The organism is Streptomyces sp. NPDC056161 (genome assembly GCF_042268025.1).
Taxonomy (GTDB): domain Bacteria; phylum Actinomycetota; class Actinomycetes; order Streptomycetales; family Streptomycetaceae; genus Streptomyces.
The window spans coordinates 31,339-46,527 of the sequence record NZ_JBHJUV010000069.1; the positions used below are offsets into that span (position 1 = coordinate 31,339).

Annotated in this window: 13 protein-coding genes and 4 pseudogenes; 7 read left to right on the top strand and 10 right to left on the bottom strand. The window is 68.8% G+C overall.

The window, feature by feature from the left end:
• The first annotated feature begins 189 nt into the window (after nt 1-189).
• A pseudogene (locus ACFC09_RS39870) lies at nt 190-674 on the top strand (DUF5994 family protein).
• 38 nt (nt 675-712) lie between these two features.
• On the opposite strand, the gene ACFC09_RS39875 reads toward ACFC09_RS39870, so the two are convergent.
• A complete protein-coding gene (locus tag ACFC09_RS39875) occupies nt 713-1,981 on the bottom strand; it encodes an ATP-binding protein (protein ID WP_376536927.1) in 1,269 nt (422 codons plus the stop codon).
• Between the two features lie 348 nt (nt 1,982-2,329).
• Here ACFC09_RS39875 and ACFC09_RS39880 point away from each other — a divergent pair.
• Nucleotides 2,330-2,691, top strand: a pseudogene (locus ACFC09_RS39880) (tyrosine-type recombinase/integrase); the annotation flags it as partial.
• Nucleotides 2,692-3,292: 601 nt separating this feature from the next.
• On the opposite strand, the gene ACFC09_RS39885 reads toward ACFC09_RS39880, so the two are convergent.
• Entirely contained in the window at nt 3,293-3,577 is a 285-nt protein-coding gene (locus tag ACFC09_RS39885; protein ID WP_376536929.1) for an Atu4866 domain-containing protein, read from the bottom strand.
• Between the two features lie 270 nt (nt 3,578-3,847).
• Here ACFC09_RS39885 and ACFC09_RS39890 point away from each other — a divergent pair, with 270 nt between their 5' ends.
• The 4 genes from ACFC09_RS39890 to ACFC09_RS39905 all read left to right on the top strand — a co-directional run bounded on the left by ACFC09_RS39890 (nt 3,848) and on the right by ACFC09_RS39905 (nt 7,204).
• Nucleotides 3,848-4,603: an Atu4866 domain-containing protein gene (locus tag ACFC09_RS39890; protein WP_376536931.1), complete on the top strand. Its 756-nt coding sequence runs from the start codon at nt 3,848-3,850 to the stop codon at nt 4,601-4,603.
• A gap of 59 nt (nt 4,604-4,662) precedes the next feature.
• Nucleotides 4,663-6,054, top strand: coding sequence for an amidohydrolase family protein (locus tag ACFC09_RS39895; RefSeq protein WP_376536933.1), 1,392 nt, complete (start codon nt 4,663-4,665; stop codon nt 6,052-6,054).
• Nucleotides 6,055-6,133: 79 nt separating this feature from the next.
• A complete protein-coding gene (locus tag ACFC09_RS39900) occupies nt 6,134-6,343 on the top strand; it encodes a hypothetical protein (RefSeq protein ID WP_376536935.1) in 210 nt (69 codons plus the stop codon).
• A 339-nt stretch (nt 6,344-6,682) separates the two neighbouring features.
• The gene (locus tag ACFC09_RS39905) at nt 6,683-7,204 is read left to right on the top strand and encodes a hypothetical protein (RefSeq protein ID WP_376536937.1); all 522 of its coding nucleotides are present in this window, start codon (nt 6,683-6,685) and stop codon (nt 7,202-7,204) included.
• A gap of 280 nt (nt 7,205-7,484) precedes the next feature.
• Here ACFC09_RS39905 and ACFC09_RS39910 read toward each other — a convergent pair whose 3' ends face one another.
• The 3 genes from ACFC09_RS39910 to ACFC09_RS39920 all read right to left on the bottom strand — a co-directional run bounded on the left by ACFC09_RS39910 (nt 7,485) and on the right by ACFC09_RS39920 (nt 10,193).
• On the bottom strand, nt 7,485-8,267 hold the full coding sequence (locus ACFC09_RS39910; RefSeq protein ID WP_376536939.1) for an SDR family oxidoreductase: 783 nt from the start codon (nt 8,265-8,267) through the stop codon (nt 7,485-7,487).
• Between the two features lie 80 nt (nt 8,268-8,347).
• Nucleotides 8,348-9,190, bottom strand: coding sequence for an SDR family NAD(P)-dependent oxidoreductase (locus tag ACFC09_RS39915; RefSeq protein ID WP_376536941.1), 843 nt, complete (start codon nt 9,188-9,190; stop codon nt 8,348-8,350).
• 127 nt (nt 9,191-9,317) lie between these two features.
• Nucleotides 9,318-10,193, bottom strand: coding sequence for a helix-turn-helix transcriptional regulator (locus ACFC09_RS39920; RefSeq protein WP_376536943.1), 876 nt, complete (start codon nt 10,191-10,193; stop codon nt 9,318-9,320).
• A gap of 236 nt (nt 10,194-10,429) precedes the next feature.
• Between ACFC09_RS39920 and ACFC09_RS39925 the strand changes: the two genes are divergently transcribed.
• Nucleotides 10,430-11,287: a helix-turn-helix transcriptional regulator gene (locus ACFC09_RS39925; protein WP_376536946.1), complete on the top strand. Its 858-nt coding sequence runs from the start codon at nt 10,430-10,432 to the stop codon at nt 11,285-11,287.
• Between the two features lie 271 nt (nt 11,288-11,558).
• Here ACFC09_RS39925 and ACFC09_RS39930 read toward each other — a convergent pair.
• The 5 genes and pseudogenes from ACFC09_RS39930 to ACFC09_RS39950 form a co-directional block, all read right to left on the bottom strand.
• A pseudogene (locus ACFC09_RS39930) lies at nt 11,559-11,750 on the bottom strand (ISAzo13 family transposase); the annotation flags it as partial.
• A gap of 50 nt (nt 11,751-11,800) precedes the next feature.
• Nucleotides 11,801-12,115 (bottom strand): transposase, encoded by a 315-nt coding sequence (locus ACFC09_RS39935; protein ID WP_376536948.1) that lies wholly within the window; start codon nt 12,113-12,115, stop codon nt 11,801-11,803.
• 220 nt (nt 12,116-12,335) lie between these two features.
• On the bottom strand, nt 12,336-12,911 hold the full coding sequence (locus ACFC09_RS39940; RefSeq protein ID WP_376536950.1) for a TetR/AcrR family transcriptional regulator: 576 nt from the start codon (nt 12,909-12,911) through the stop codon (nt 12,336-12,338).
• 2 nt (nt 12,912-12,913) lie between these two features.
• The gene (locus ACFC09_RS39945) at nt 12,914-13,894 is read right to left on the bottom strand and encodes an oxidoreductase (RefSeq protein WP_376536952.1); all 981 of its coding nucleotides are present in this window, start codon (nt 13,892-13,894) and stop codon (nt 12,914-12,916) included.
• 719 nt (nt 13,895-14,613) lie between these two features.
• Nucleotides 14,614-15,189: pseudogene (locus ACFC09_RS39950) on the bottom strand (IS3 family transposase); the annotation flags it as partial.

Sequence of the window (15,189 nt, forward strand, 5' to 3'; positions counted from 1 at the left end):
CACGCTCACGTGCAATGACCTGGAAGGGCGGCTCCGGCGGGTATACGCCGGAGCCGTTGCCTGTTTCCGTAACCGCGCCCTGCGGCGAGGTGCTCGCGCGAGCGTCGTGCGGAGTATTGCCAGGTAGCAGGGTCGTATCGCGGTCGCCCGCTCTGCGGTCGCACTGCTCTCTGCGGACGGGCGGACACCATGGCCGATTCAGACACCCCTGACCTCCCCAGGCTCCTGCCGGACAACGTCCACCGGTCGGTGGAACCCGGCACGGCACTGCTGCGGGTGGAGACGGCACACGCACGCGAGGGAATCCTGGACGGTGCATGGTGCCCGCGGTCCCGGGACATCGGTGCCGAGCTTCCCTCGCTGATCTCCGCGTTGACCGAGTATTTCGGGCCTGTCACCCGAGTCGGTCTGGACAGCAGTGCCTGGGACGAACTGCCGACCCGGGTGATGGTCGACGACCGAGTCGTGCGCACCGACCCCTTCCCGGTCGGTGACGACACCGTCCTCATCACCCTGGGGGAACGGGACTGTTGCTCCCTGATACTGGTCTCTCGGGCACGTCGCCTGACGCGGCACACGCCGCGGTGGCCAGGGCGGTATGGGCCGACAACGTCATCGAGGCCAAACAGATCCTCATCGATACGGGCAGCGACAAGCCGCCTACGCCGACCTGAAACCTCCGTCGCAGATCGACTCCCCGTCGGCCAGGACGCTAGATGCGGGCGAACTTCTCCGTCTGCTGGGCGAATTCCTGGGCCATGGCGGTGTTGACCGTGGGCTTGGTGCCGCTGATCGTGTCCAGGTAGTCGTCCGTGGTGGGGGCGGTTCGGGTTCCGGTGTCGAAGGTGCGCTCGAACTGGGCCTGGGAGACGGTTCGCGCCGCATGGGCGATGTCGGCGGGGGTGAACCCCTCGCTGGCGGACGCAAGAACCGCGCTGTCGGCCCGCGCGCCCGCTCGGGCCAGGTAGCTCTCCCACAGCGCGGTCCTGGCGGTGTGGTCGGGAGGGCCGATCGGCAGCACGTAGTCGAAGCGGCCGTGTCGCAGGAACGCGGAGTCGAGTGTAGTCACGTTGTTCGTGGCGCAGACGAGCAGCCGTCCGTCCTGACCTCGGAACCGGACGATCGCCTTGAGCAGTTCGTTGACGACGCCGACAGCGGTCGCGTCCGCGCCGCCGCGTTCGCCGGCGATCTCCTCGACCTCGTCGATGAAGACGAGGACGTGGTCGAGCCGGGCGATCTCGTCGAAACGCCGGTTCAGACCGGTCGCCAGGCCGTACTCGGCGGCCAGACGGGCGGGGAACAGTTCGAGGAAGGGCCATCCCAGGCGGCTGGCGATCGCGTGCGCGAACGTGCTCTTGCCGGTCCCGGGCGGGCCGAACAGCATCACCGCCCGTGGCAGTTCCACTCCGTGCTGGGCGGCCAGTTCGGGATGGGCCAGCGGCAGGACCAGGCGCCGCTCGATGAGCTGCTTCTCCCGTTGCATGCCCGCGACCTTCTGCCACAGTCCCCCCGGCGGCAGCTCTGCTCCGAGCGAGGACAGCGTGCCGGCCGACTGCGGAGTCACCGGCCCGCGCTTTTCGAAGAAGACCAGCCCGGTGCGGGCGCCGAAGTCGCAGTTGCGCAGGGCGGTGGCACCGGTCTCGCCCTCGGGCAGGACGGCGTGCACTGCCCGGATGCCAGCGGCGAAGAGCCGTTGCTCAAGGGCGGTGATCAGGGCACTGCCCAGCCCGCGCTGCCGCCAGCCGGGCGCCATGCAGATGAGCAGGATCCATGCCCGTTCGCCCTCCACCCTGCTCACCGCGGCGCCGATCAGCACGTCGTCGGCCGTGGCCACCACAGCCGGGTGGCGGCCCTGGAGAGCCGTCACGGCGTCCGAGAGCGGGAAGAGCGGCGGCTCCTCGGTCGTGCCGCTCTCCATGTCGACTCGGATCAGCGCTTCGAGATCGTCCTGGGCGTAGTCCCTGACCCGCCAACCCGTCATGATCAGCTCCACGTTTCGGTCGTACTCCCATCATCAGCCGATGCCCGGAGGACGCGCGCGACAGGCGCTCGGCCATGCCTCTGCGCTGGTGGCGCGGATCGCTCGCCCGGACCGTCACCGCGTACCGCGGTGACGGTCCGGGCGGCAGTCGGGTCACGCTGCGGTGCCGGGCGCGTGGCCGGCCGGGCTGAAGGACTTGTCAATGCGGCCGGTGTCGGCCAGTGGCGCGCCACGACGGGGGCAGCGGCCGCGGTCCCCCGGGCGGGGAAGGAGCCGAACTCGCCGATCGTGCGCGTGAGGGGGCCGGGGAGTCGACGGTGGGTTATCTGGTCGACACCGATCTCGACCAGGCCCCTCAACTATCGCCGCTGGAAGACGGAGTGGAACTGCGCCCCAGGGCGCTCCAAGCGGAGGAGAACGAGACGGCCGAGCGCGAGGGACGCAAGCCCGTCGAGCCGTCGCACACGGTGCCCCACGACCTGCGCCACTTCTTCGCTTCCGCGCTCATCGCCGGCGGAGCGAGCGTCAAGCAGGTCCAGCTCGTCCTCGGCCACGCGTCCGCAGCCATCACGCTGCGGGTCTACGCCCACCTGCGGCCGGACGAAGAAGACCGCACCCGGGCCGTTATGGACGCGGTGCTCGGCGGACTGCGGACCGGGTACGGACCGCAAGACCAGGGGATCAAGGAAACCGCAGGTCAGCTGGCATGATCCAAGATCAAGCCTTCGTCGTCTCCGCGTAGCCCTCAACCGGTTCACCGGCCGCTTCGTACGCCCATTCATCGAGCGGGGCGTCGTAAAGGGCAGCCTCAAGGCCCATGAGGGTCTTGGCTCCGATGGGGGCGGGGCGCGGACGGGTCACCCGTTACTCAACCGCCCAGTTGGTGTGCGTGGGAGGCTACAGGCTCCAGTCGGCGTCACCGGCCGTGACCAGCCTCCGGCGCACGGCTCCGGAGCTGGCATCACCGTCGACAACGCCTGGCGCGCAGCCTGGCGTGTGCCAGATCTGCTGCGGAACTTCGGTCCGGTTCACGGAAGCCGTGCCCGGCAGGTGAGCCGACAGCGTTGACGCAGCCCGTGTTTCGTCGCGCTCTGTCAGATGCCGGAGCGGTACGCGTCCCCGCCGTCCCCTCCGGTAGTTCCTCAGCGCGAGGGGGCGACGGGTCCTCCAGACAGGAAGGTGCCAACGCCGGGAGGATGGGCGGCGGTCGGGACCGGGTCTGTACAGTCTTCGGCTCTGTCCCGTAATCGCTGGACAGACCCCGTCCTTGAGCATGGCCCTGTGATGTGGGGACCGAAACCTTGGCAATGGTCAGGTCTCCCGCCAGGCGCGTTCGTCGCCCTCGCGGTAGAGCACCAGGTGCTCGTGGTAGAGAACGCCGTGGCGGACGTCGCCGGTGGCGGTGAAGCCAGTGTCGTCGACGTAGTCGAGGTGGTTGCCGGTGACGGTGTAGCTGCCGGTGTAGGCGCTCGGCCGGTTGCCACGGGCCTCGTCGTAGCGGCCGTTCGGCAGCAGTTCCTGGCGGATGAACCTGTCGGCGGTCACCCACATCCCAACGTACGGGTGCGGGTCGGGGAGCGTGTCGTTGCTGGTCACGCCTCTACGATCGGCCCGCCGGCCGGTGGCAACCAGGCCGCCGTCTCCCCAGGTGAGGGCTTCCTGGGTGCCGCGCACCCAGCATCGTGAGCCGGCCGGATCGTGGGTGCCCGACACCTGGGGACAGAGCGGCCTGGTTCCGGTTCCGCCGCGCGACGAACCTGGTGGTCCGGCGGCTGCCGTAGCCGCCGGACACTCGCCTCGGGCCCGTGTCGACGCTCACTTCCGCAGCGGACACACCGATGAGGCGACTCTATCGAGGAGCACGCAATGACCATCACCGCCACCGGCACCGTGAGCTGGAACCCCGAGGCTCTCGACGAGATCCTCTCGAACGACGAGGGGCGTCCCGTCCTGTTCACCAATGCCCGGATCCTGACGCTGGACCCGTTGATCGGGGCCATGGTCCGCGCCGACATCTTGTTCGTCGGCTCGTTGATCGTGGGGGTCGGCCCTGGCATCGTCACCGCGGCCGGGGACGACAACGCCATCGTCGTCGACGGCACCGGCACGACCGTCGTCCCCGCCGTCATGGACGCCATCGCGCTGGCCGGCGGCCGCGGCCGCCGCTCGGAGTACGTCGCGACGCTGGCCCCGGGCAACCCCGCCGACTTCCTGGTGGTGCCCGACGAACTCGCGGACGACGTGCAGAGTGCGGTGGCCACACTCTTGTCCCGGCCGGAGCAAGTTCGCGCGCTCGTCGCGGCGGGTCGGCCGGTCCTGTGGGCCGGTACCGCCGTCCCCGGCCGTGCCGCCGCACCCGCGGCAGGCATCCCGGCCGCCGCAGACCTGACCGGCAGCCCGCGTGTCGGTGTCTGGATCGACCGGAACGACTTCCTGCACCAGGAACTCACCGCCGACGGCCGCTACGACGAGACCCGGGGCGGCCGCCCGCATGCCTACCAGGGCCGCTACTGGATCGACGGCGACCGCATCGACTACCTGGACGACCTGGGCTTCTGGGCCTACGGCGCGTTCCAGGGCGACGAACTCCACCACGCGGGCTACGTCATGAAGCTCGGCTGACTTTCCCGCCCCCCTCTCCGCCCGCCCTCTCCCTCTGTCGTACCGAAAGAAGGCCCCTCATGAACCTCAACGACACCACCAGCGCCGCCGTCCTCGAAGAGATCCGGCGCCGACCAGCCGACCGGCGACGCATCCTGTTCACCGGCGCGACCGTCGTCACCATGGACCCCGGCCTCGGTGTCGTCGACGGCGGCGACCTCCTCGTCGAGGGCGACACGATCACCGCGGTCGGCCCCCACCTCGACGCGGCGGACGCCGTGGTCGTCGACGCCACCGGCACGATCCTGACCCCCGGCTTCGTCGACACTCACCGGCACGCCTGGGAGGCCCAACTGCGCCGGATCATGCCGGACGTCGACGACCTCGGCGGCTATGTGATGGCCACCCTCGCCGGCTACGCCACGGTCTACCGGCCCCAGGACATGTACATCGGCACCAGACTGGCCGCCCTGACCGCGATCGACAGCGGTATCACGACCATGCTCGACTTCTCCCACAACTCCCGTACCCGCGAGCACTCCGATGCCGCCGTCGAGGCGCTGCGCGACACCGGCATACGTGGCGTACATGCCTCCATGGGCCCGCACTTCGGTGACTGGGACCGGCAGTGGCCCGGCGACCTGCCCCGTCTCAAGGAGCGGTACTTCAGCAGCGACGACCAACTGCTCACACTGCGCCTGGCGACCCTGGCCACCGACGAGATCGCCGGACCCGCGCTCGCCTACGGCCCCGAACTCGCCCGTGTCGCCCAGGAGCTAGGCATCGGGGTCAGCGTGGACGCCGTCTTCGGGACCGCCTCCTCCGACGCGGTCCTGCGCTGGGCCAAGGACGGCGTCCTCGGCCCCGACGTCACCCTCATCCACTCCACCGGGCTGACCACCGAGGCGTGGCAGGCCATGGGCGGATCCGGCACCACCGTGGCCCTCGCGCCCACCTCCGACGCCCAGATCGGCCTGGAGACCGCGGTCCCCGCCGTCGATGAGGCGCTGTCCGTCGGTATCCGCCCCGGGCTGAGTACCGACGTCGAAGTCGCCCTGGCCGGCGACATGTTCACCCAGATGCGGGCCCTGCACGTCATCCAGCGGATGCGCGCGGTCAACGCCGCCTACGGCACCGACCGTCAGCCTTCCCGTATCACCACTCACGATGTCCTCGACTTCGCCACCCTCCAGGGCGCCCGCACCAACGGCCTGGCCGGCGTCACCGGCTCACTCACTCCGGGCAAGAAGGCCGACCTGCTGGTCATCCGGGCCGAGGACCTCAACAACATGCCCCTCAACGACCCGATCGGCACAATCGTGCTGGGCTCCGACGCCCGCAACATCAGCGCCGTCCTCATCAACGGCGAGCCCCGCAAGTGGGACGGACAGGTCCTCGACGTCAACCTGACCGCCCTGCGCGGCGAGGTGCACACCTCGCGCGAGTACGTGCTGAACACTCCGGCTGTCTAAACGTTGTCCCTCCCCGTTTCGTGGTCCCCGGGCCGTTTCTCGTCCCTTCCTTCCGGCCGGGGACCCGCTTGGAGTTCCCATGTCCCACCCCACTCCCACTACTTCCCCTCGGGACACTGCGGCTGCGCCCGGCACCCCGGACCAGGCGCCCTACTGGGCCCCCGCCGCACCGACCATCGCCCTGGGGACCGCACCCGGCGTCCTGATGGTCGGCCAGAGGTACACCGTCCTCGCCCTGCTGCACTCCATGGCCACCATGCTCGGCACCACACCGCAGCAGGTCACCTGAACCGCGACGGCGTTCGGCTTCGCCTACGCCGCCGGATTCCTCCTCGCCGGCTCCCTCTCGTACCGCCACGGACCGCGTGCCGTGATCACCGGCGGGCTCGTAGCCGCCACCGTGGCGGCGCAGGGCGGGGCAGGACGCCCAGGGCGAGCCCGGCGGCGAGCGCGAGATCCGGGACAACTTCCGCAGCATCGCCCTACAGCCCACCGGGCTGGTCCTGGCAACGGCCGCCGCCGCTGCGGTCGTTGCCCACGCGCTGGGCTACGGCCGGCCCGTCGCCTTCGTCCTCGGCGCCGTCCTGGCCCCGACCGACGCCGCGGCCGTCGCCGCCGTCGCCGGGGCATGCCGCGCGCCGGCGTCCTCGCTGTCGTCACCTGCGGCCTGGTAACCACCCGGTTTGGCCTTCGCGTCATCGGTCCCCGTGCCCGTATCCAGGCCGTCGCTTCCTGGGAAGTGGCCAGCTATCTGGTCAACAGTGCGCTGTTCATCCTGGCCGGTATCCAACTGCCCCCGGTGGTGCGGGCATTGACGTCCGTCTCCCTGATCCAGGCGACGTTCGCCGCCCTCACGGTGAGCGTCGTCGTGATCGGGACCCAAATCGCGTGGTTCTACTCGGTCCCCTATCTGGTCGGGCTTCTGGACCGGCCCCGCGTATGGTCCGGGACATCGAGGACCGTACGGCCCTCGCTCTCGGCACCGCGCTGCGACGGGCGTACCGACCGCGTCTCCGACCCCTCCCACACTGGTGCTCGACTGAGCGTCACCTTCGGCAAGAAGACGAGATACGGCACTCCGGTTGGCGTGCGAAAGCCTGTCGGCGGTTCCGGCTCGGGCGAGAAGGACGCAGCCGTTGGCGTCCGGTGACACGGCGTTCGCGCCGCCGGGGGCGCCGCGGCGTCGCCGTGGCCGACTACGGTCAAAACTCCCACCCCGACCTCGCCGTGTTCTCCTACTCCGGCGACGGCGGCTGCCAGGCGCAGGCGCGCCTCGGCAGCGCGGAGCCGGGCCAGGTCACCGCCGACCCGCCCTCGTCCGATCACCGTGATGTTCATGTCGGGTCCTCTTGAGTTCGCTCGACGGATGAAAGCGTGGTGGGAGAGAACAGCATTGGGCTGCTCTCTCCCACCACGCCGGGACGGTCCGCTCAGATGGCCTGGGCGGTGGGCAGGATGGTGATCTCGGTGAGGTTGACGTGGCGCGGGACGGCGGCCATGAAGGCGACGGTCTCGGCGATGTCGGTGCTCTGCAGGACGTCGATGTCGTGGATGAGGTCGGCCATCAGCTTGGAGGCGTCGGGGTCGGTGACGTGGTCGGGGAGTTCGGTGTCGACCATGCCGGGCTCGATGGTGGCCACGCGGACCATCTTGGGGCCGAGTTCGACGCGCAGCAGCCGGGTGAGGTGGCTGATGTACGCCTTGGTGCCGGAGTAGACGGAGAACTTCGTCAGGATGCGGGTGGCCGCGATCGACGAGGTGTTGATCAGGTCGGCGGGCTTGCCCTCGGCGGCGGACTCCGTCAGGTGGGGGACGAACGCGGCGATGATGTTCATCAGGCCGCCGATGTTGAGGTCGATCTGGCGCTGCCAGTCGTCAACCTTGAGCTCCTCGATGCCGGAGATGAGCTGGACACCGGCGTTGTTGAACACGAGGTCGGCTTTGCCGAAGCGCTCGGCGACCTCGGCGGCGGCGGACTGGACGGCAGCGCGGTCGGTCACGTCGACGGCCAGGGCGAGCGCGGTCCCGCCGGCGGCCTCGATGTTCTTGACCACACCGTCCAGACGCCCCTTGCGCCGGGCCAGTACGACCACGGTGGCGCCGAGTTCGGCCAGGCGCTCGGCGGTGACGGCACCCATGCCGCTGGAGGCGCCGGAGACGACGGCGACGCGGCCGGTGAGGGGGGTACCGGTGAGCAGGGCAGCAGACATCACAAAACCTCGGTCTCTTCGATCACAGGAGGGGGAAGGGGAAGGCTCCGGGTGCCCGAACGGGTCGGGCATCCGGCAGAGCGTCAGCGTGAGGCGTCGTCGTGCGCGGTGGCGGCGGACTTCTCGCGCCACGGGGCGAGGTCGTCCTGCACCTGCTGGTACTTGACGTCAAGCCGCTCCAGCGTGTCGCGCCCCAGGTAGAGATGCGTGGGCAGCTTCTCGGTGGAGGCCACCTCGACGATGAGGGCGGCGCCCTTCACGGGGTCGCCGAGCTGGGCGTGGTTGGCCTGGTCGATCCAGTCCAGGGTGACGTGCGCGGGGGTGTCGTCGTAGTCGCTGATGCGGTTCTGGGCGACCGAAAGGGAGCTGGCGTCCAGGAAGTCGGTGCGGAAGACGCCGGGCTCGACGACCATCGACTGGATTCCGAACGGAGCCATCTCGGCGGAGAGCGCCTCGCTGATGCCGGCGACGGCGAACTTCGAGGCGGAGTACAGGCTGACACCCGGCTCGCCCTCGAAACCGGAGCGGGACCCGATGTGCACCAGCCGGCCCGAGCCCTGCTTGCGCATCACGGGCAGCACGGCGCGGGTGACGTTGATCAGGCCGAAGACGTTGAGGTCGAACAGCGACCGGGTCTCCGCGTCGGTGATCTCCTCCAGCGCGCCGAGCAGCCCGCGGCCGGCGTTGTTCACCAGGACGTCGATGCCGCCGAACCGCTCCACGGCGGCGTCGACCGCCTGCGGGATGCTGTCGTTGTCCGTGACGTCCAGGGCGACCGCGAAGACCTTGTCAGAACTTTTCAGATCGTCCGGTGCACGCTCCGGATTTCGTACGGCGACCACGACATTGTTACCGCCTGCCAGAGCGGCACGGGCGATTTCCGCGCCGATTCCGCGGGAGGCACCGGTGACAAACCACGTAGCCATGGGAAATACCTCTTTCGTTGCTTTCCCCCTTGAGGGGGATTTCCTGTTGACGTATTCGAGTCTGTTCCTCTCCCGCGTGGATATGAAGGCAGCGGTTTTCCTGGGAGTCCTGCACCCAGGATGGCGTTCAGGTGTCGCGCGTGGGGTTTTGCTGGTGCGGCACGTCGGGCGCGCTGACGGAGCCCAGCAGGGCCAGCCCGTCGGCGGAGGGGGAGCCGGCCTCGGCCTGCAGGATGACGAGCTGCTGTCCCGGGGCGCTGCGGATGTTGAGAGCCTCGTGCCGCAGCTCCAGGTCTCCCACGACCGAGTGATGGACCTGCTTGATCTCGTAGGGCGGGACCCGGGTGTACTCGCGTGCCCACAGGGTGCGGAACTCGCCGCTGCGCACCGACAGCTCACCGACCAGCTTCAGGATGCGGAGGTCCTCCGGAGTGGTTGCGGCGGTCTGCCGAAGGTCGGCGACCGCCCGGCGCCTGGCCCGCTCCGGGCTGCGGTAGAAGGTCTTCGCCGCGGGGTCCAGGAAGAGCATGCGCAGCACGTTGTCGTGCTGCGCGAAGTCGCGGTAGAGGGCGTCGGCGAGTGCGTTGGTGGCCAGCAGGTCCTGGGCATGGCCGATGATGAAGGCCGGCGTCCCGGTCCAGCTCTCGATCAGCTGCCGCAGGTGCGGCCGGACACGCTCGACCCGGACGGGTGCCTTGGTACGGCGGGCCCCCGGCAGGGCGAGTCGGAAGAGTGCCTGTTTGTCCTTGTCGCCGAGTTGCAGCACGCGGGCCATCGCCTCCAGCACCCTGGGCGAGGGGCTGAGCTCACGGCCTTGCTCAAGGCGGCTGTAGTAGCTCAGGCTGACCCCGGCGAGTGTTGCGACCTCGTCGCGCCGCAGCCCGGGCACCCTTCGCCGGCCGACGGCGGGCAGTCCCGCCGCCCGGGGACTCAGGCGCTCCCTGCGGGCGCGGAGAAACTCACCCAGCCCTTCCACCGGGTCAAGGTGCGTGTCGTTGTCCATGTCATCGAAGGTAGGCGGAAAACACCCGGGAAAGTTCCACCGACGGTGGGTGCATCGCACCCAGGATTACGGACTCCACGGGGCAAGGCAGTGGCGGACCACAGCCTGGCGTTTCAGTTGCCCTCCCCCTTCCGGAACCATCAGTAAATAGTCACCCTCTGCGACGAACATGCGACCAGCTGTAATATTGCACGACCGGAGCTACCCCCCGGTCAAAATCCATCTAGTCTTGCCGCATGAGTAATGGGACGCCTTTGGGCGATTTTCTCCGAGCCCGCAGAGAAGTCCTGAAGCCGCACGACGTCGGTCTGCCCGAACACGGGCGGCGCCGGGTGCCAGGACTGCGCAGAGAAGAAGTCGCGCTGCTCGCCGGAGTCAGCTCCGACTACTACATCAGGCTGGAACAGGGCCGCGAGAACAGCCCCTCCCCACAGGTCCTCGACGCCGTGGCGCAAGCGCTGAAACTGGACGCGGAGTCCACCGACCATCTCAACCGCCTCTGCCTGGCAGCCTCGCAACGCCCGCACGACTGGGGCGAGGCTGACGTCAGCCATCAACTGGTGCAGATGTTGGACGGATGGGACCACGCTCCGGCCTTCGTCGTCGGCCCGGCCCTCGACATCATGGCGGGCAACTCCCTGGCCACGGCCCTGCACAGCGGTTTCGAGAAGTTCGACAACCTCGCCCGGATGGTGTTCACCGACCCGGCAGGGCGCGACTTCTACCAGGAATGGGAGCGGGCCGCGCACTCCTGCGTCGCCGAGATCAGAGCCGCCTACGGCCACCACCCCCAATCCGCCCGCATCGCCGAGGTCGTTGCGCAACTGTCCGCCCAGAGCGCGGAGTTCGCCGCGATCTGGCAACTGCACGACGTCAAGGGCAAGTCCCAGGAAGGCAAGCACCTCAAACACCCCCAGGTCGGGGACCTGCACATCAAGTTCGCGGCCTTCACGGTCAACGGAGCCCCGCACCAGCAGCTGGTGGTCTACCAGGCTGAACCGGCCAGCCCGACGGCGACCGCCTTCGAGACACTGAGGGCCATGGCCGCCCAGCCGAAGCAGGCCCGGGCAGGAGCGGTGGACGCGAACATGTGAGCATGCCAGCTCCGGCGGAGGCTGGCACTGGCACACCCAGGAACAACGTTCATAGCAGTGCCCCGCCTGCCGACACTCGATGCCACAGACCGCACGGCACCGGGAGCAGACATGATCACCCTGAAGGACCTTCAGCCGCACCGCCCGACCAGGTTCACCGTCTCATCGAACCCGGCCCCGTCATCCTGGTCACCACCGGCACCACGGCATCCCGAACGCGATGACCAACTGGTTCAACATGATGGTGCGCCACGCACCGCCGCTCGTCCCGCCCGCGCGCGATGGTCGACTCTGAGATCTCGGCCAGCCGGGCCACGACCGAGATCCCGCCGTGTCCCAAGGCTTCGGCCTCGGCGGCCAGGTAGAGGCGGCGCTGCCGCTCGTCCAGGTGCGGGAGCACCTCCGTGAACTTCGCATCCAGGACTGCGAGGATCTTCTCCGGCCACGGCAGCCCATCTACCATGCCGCGCGGCGAAGTTGGGCCAAAACCAGCAGTAATTCCCTTACAGCTCCTCACCAGCGCGTCTCACCTGCGAAATACCGCGCGGCCTTGCACAGGATGTCCCGCTCCTCTTCCAACTCGCGGATCCTCTTCCGCGTGGCGGCCAGCTCGGCCTGCACCGAGTCCGCAGCTGGCAGCGGCGCGGCTGCCCCGGATGCCGAGTGCGAGCCGGGACGCCGCCCGTCGGCGGCCCGGATCCAGTTGCGCAACGTCTCGGTGTTCACCCCCAGGTCCCCGGCGACCGACTTGATCGTCGCTCCAGGCCGAGACCTGTACAGCGCGACCGCGTCCGCCTTGAACTGCTGCGGGTAGTGCTTCATCACCATCTGTGCGGGACTCCTTGTCCACCCGGACCATCAAGATCCGAGTGTCTCTGGTGTCCAACATCCAGGGTCAGGGACCGTGATCGCCTACACCATCACGCGGGACACCATCAAGAAGAATCCCCATCAGCGTGGCGGGGTTTGCCTCTGGGCGGGTCTGGCTCTGGTGGCGTGCCGTCCGCGTGACAGGATGGACGGGGTCAGTGGCGAAGGTGCGGGAGCCCTATTGGCGTGTGACGACGCGTACGGAGACGCGCAGCCGTCGGCGGTATTCGTCGAGCGTCGCCGACTCGTACTTGGCTCCGGCCGAGGCGTCGAAGAGGTGCTGGGCGACGTCGGCGGCGGGCACTCCGGCCGCTTCCCATGCTTTGGCGTGCCCGTTCTGCGTCAGCAGAGTGGCGACGTCGGTGACGAGGTCTTGTTCGAGCTGGCTCATCGGGGCCGCGGCGAAGGCTTGTGCTGCCCGCAGCATCTCGGCGTAGGTTCCCCGGTCGACGATCTCGACGGTGACGGCATGAAATGCCTCGAATGCTCCGGCAAGGCGCTCCTCGAGGGTGAGATCGCCTCGGCCGAGTGCCTGCCAGGTCGTTGAGCGCAGGTCGTCGAGCATCTGGGCCACGACCGCCCGGAAGAGGGCATTCTTGGTCTTGAAGTGCAGGTAGAGACCCTGCCGGGAAATGTCTGCGGCGCGGGCCACATCGTCCATCGAGGTTTTGTGGGGCCCGAAACGCAGGAAGACGCCGACGGCCGTGCGGACGATGCCGTCTCGCCGCCCGGCAGGCTGCGGAGTGTCCGGCATGGTCAGCCGGCCTGACCGGCCGTCGCGGCCCAGTGATACTCGACTCCGGTCAGCCGGGTGCTCTCGTCCCACAGGCGGGCAGCGACCGCGGTGTCACGCGCGCGCCGGATGATCCGTGCCGGGCCTGGATGGCCTTTGGTCTCGAAGAAGTGGCGCGGCCCCCAGTAGCTTCCGCTGGACGCGTCGGCGTCGGTGGCAGCGCGCATCGTGGTCAGAGCGCCTTTGTCCGGGCGCATGCCGAGCCATGGGCTCACCCGCTGGAGGAGGGCGGGTGAGTGGCGGGTCAGTTCGGTGCTGGCCCAGCCGGGATGCGATGCCGTTGCGGTCAGGGCGAGGGTGGCGGTGCGCAGCCGGCGGTCGAGTTCGAGGACGAACATCATGTTCGCCAGTTTGCTCTGCCCGTACGCGGCTCCCGTCGAGTACGGGCGGGTGTGCCAGTTCAGGTCGTCGAAGTCGATGCGTCCTTGCGTCTGCGCCAGGCTCGTCACGGTAGCCACCCGGGCGTTGGAAGTGCGCAGCAGCAGGGGAAGCAGGAGGCCGGTGAGTGCGAAATGTCCGAGATGGTTGGTGCCGAACTGCAACTCGAAGTCCTGCTTCGTACGGGCCAACGGCGTCCACATCACGCCGGCGTTGTTGACCAGCACATCCAGGCGCTCCTGACCCGCCAGGACTTCGCGCGCGAAGTCCTGCACGGAGTTGAGGTCGGCGAGGTCGAGCGAGCCGGCACGTACGGTTCCGGCTGGGCGGCGGGCCCGGATCTGATCGACCGCCGCGGCCGCCTTGGTCGCGTCGCGACAGGCGATCAGGACGTCCGCGCCCTTGTCGGCGAACATCGACGCAGCCTGGAAACCCAAGCCTGTACTGCCGCCGGTGATGATCACTGACCTGCCACGCTGATCAGGAACGTCACCAAGAGACCACGAGGACAAACCAGCCACCTCCACGCTCGGATGGACGTAGACGAGCTTGACAATATTTGTCATGCTTGTCAATCAGTGTGCGTTGTATGCAGCGCGGTGGACGCTGACTTCTTCTGCTGGTGCGTCAGTTCCTCGTCGGGGCCCGAAGCTGGAACCGCTGCTGTTGTCTGATGACGAGCGGGCGATGTTGGCGCGGTGGACGGGGCGGGTGTTCGTCCACGCAGGGGGTTGCCCTGCGCGCGCGGATCGTGCTCGCCTGTGCAGGTCCGGGGTACCGCCCATCGTTGCGGTCGCCCGCGAGTTGCAGGTGGCCGCCGACACCGTCCGCGAGTGGCGGCGCCGGTTCCTGGCGGAGCGACTGGTTGCGGCAGGCAGTAGCGCGCCGTCGGCCAGCGTCCTGTATGGCGTCGAGGTCGATGCTTGCGCTCAGGCGGCGTACGGGATGAAGATCGGCGCTTGTGCCGATTGCCGTACCGGTGTCCGCCTCGGGCCGGGGCATCGGTGAACCGCTCCGGAGCGTGGCGCTTCTGCCCGGCGTCAGTGCAACGCGCAGTGTCGTTCGCAGCGCACCTGGATGGCTCTCGCAGTGGTTGGGTCGTTGTCCGAAACAACGTCAACAACTACGCTGCCAACAGCCACATAACCCGTGTCCAGGATGTGGGTTCAAGGCCCCTCGGCCGCCGCGTCACCCTCGACCCGCTGGAAACTGCCGGATGAACACCGTTACCGCAGTCCGGGGACGACGGGCCTTGTCCCCGGGGAGTGGACACCTGTTCGTGTCGTTATGCGGCGAGCGTCAGGGTAGCTGACTGTTGCTCGTAGACGATCGGTGCCTGCTGTCCGTTCGCGGAATGCCGTCGGCGGGTGTTGTAGCGGGTGGTCCAGCGGAAGACGGTCAGGCGGCAGGCGCGGGCCCCGTCGAAGCGGCGGGCGCCACGGAGCGTCTCGCGTTTGAGGGCCGCGTTGAAGCTCTCGGCGAGCGCGTTGTCTGCGCTCGTACCGACCGCGCCCATGGACTGCCGTACTCCCAACTCGGCGCATATATTGGCGAATTGGTGGGAGGTGTACTGCGCTCCGTGATCGCTGTGGAATACGGCTCCGGCCAGGCTGCCGCGGGTCGCGGCGGCTGCCCGGAGCGCGTCGGCGACCAGCTAGGTGCGCATGTGGTCGGCGACCGACCAGCCCACCAGACGGCGCGAGAAGCAGTCGATCACCGTCGCCAGATACAGGAACTCGCCGTCACCCACCGGCAGGTAGGTAATCTCGCCGACGTACTTGGTGTTCGGCTCGCTCGCGGTGAAGTCGCGCCCGAGCAGGTCCGGCACGGGCGTGGCGGACGGCTCGGGCACGGTGGTGAC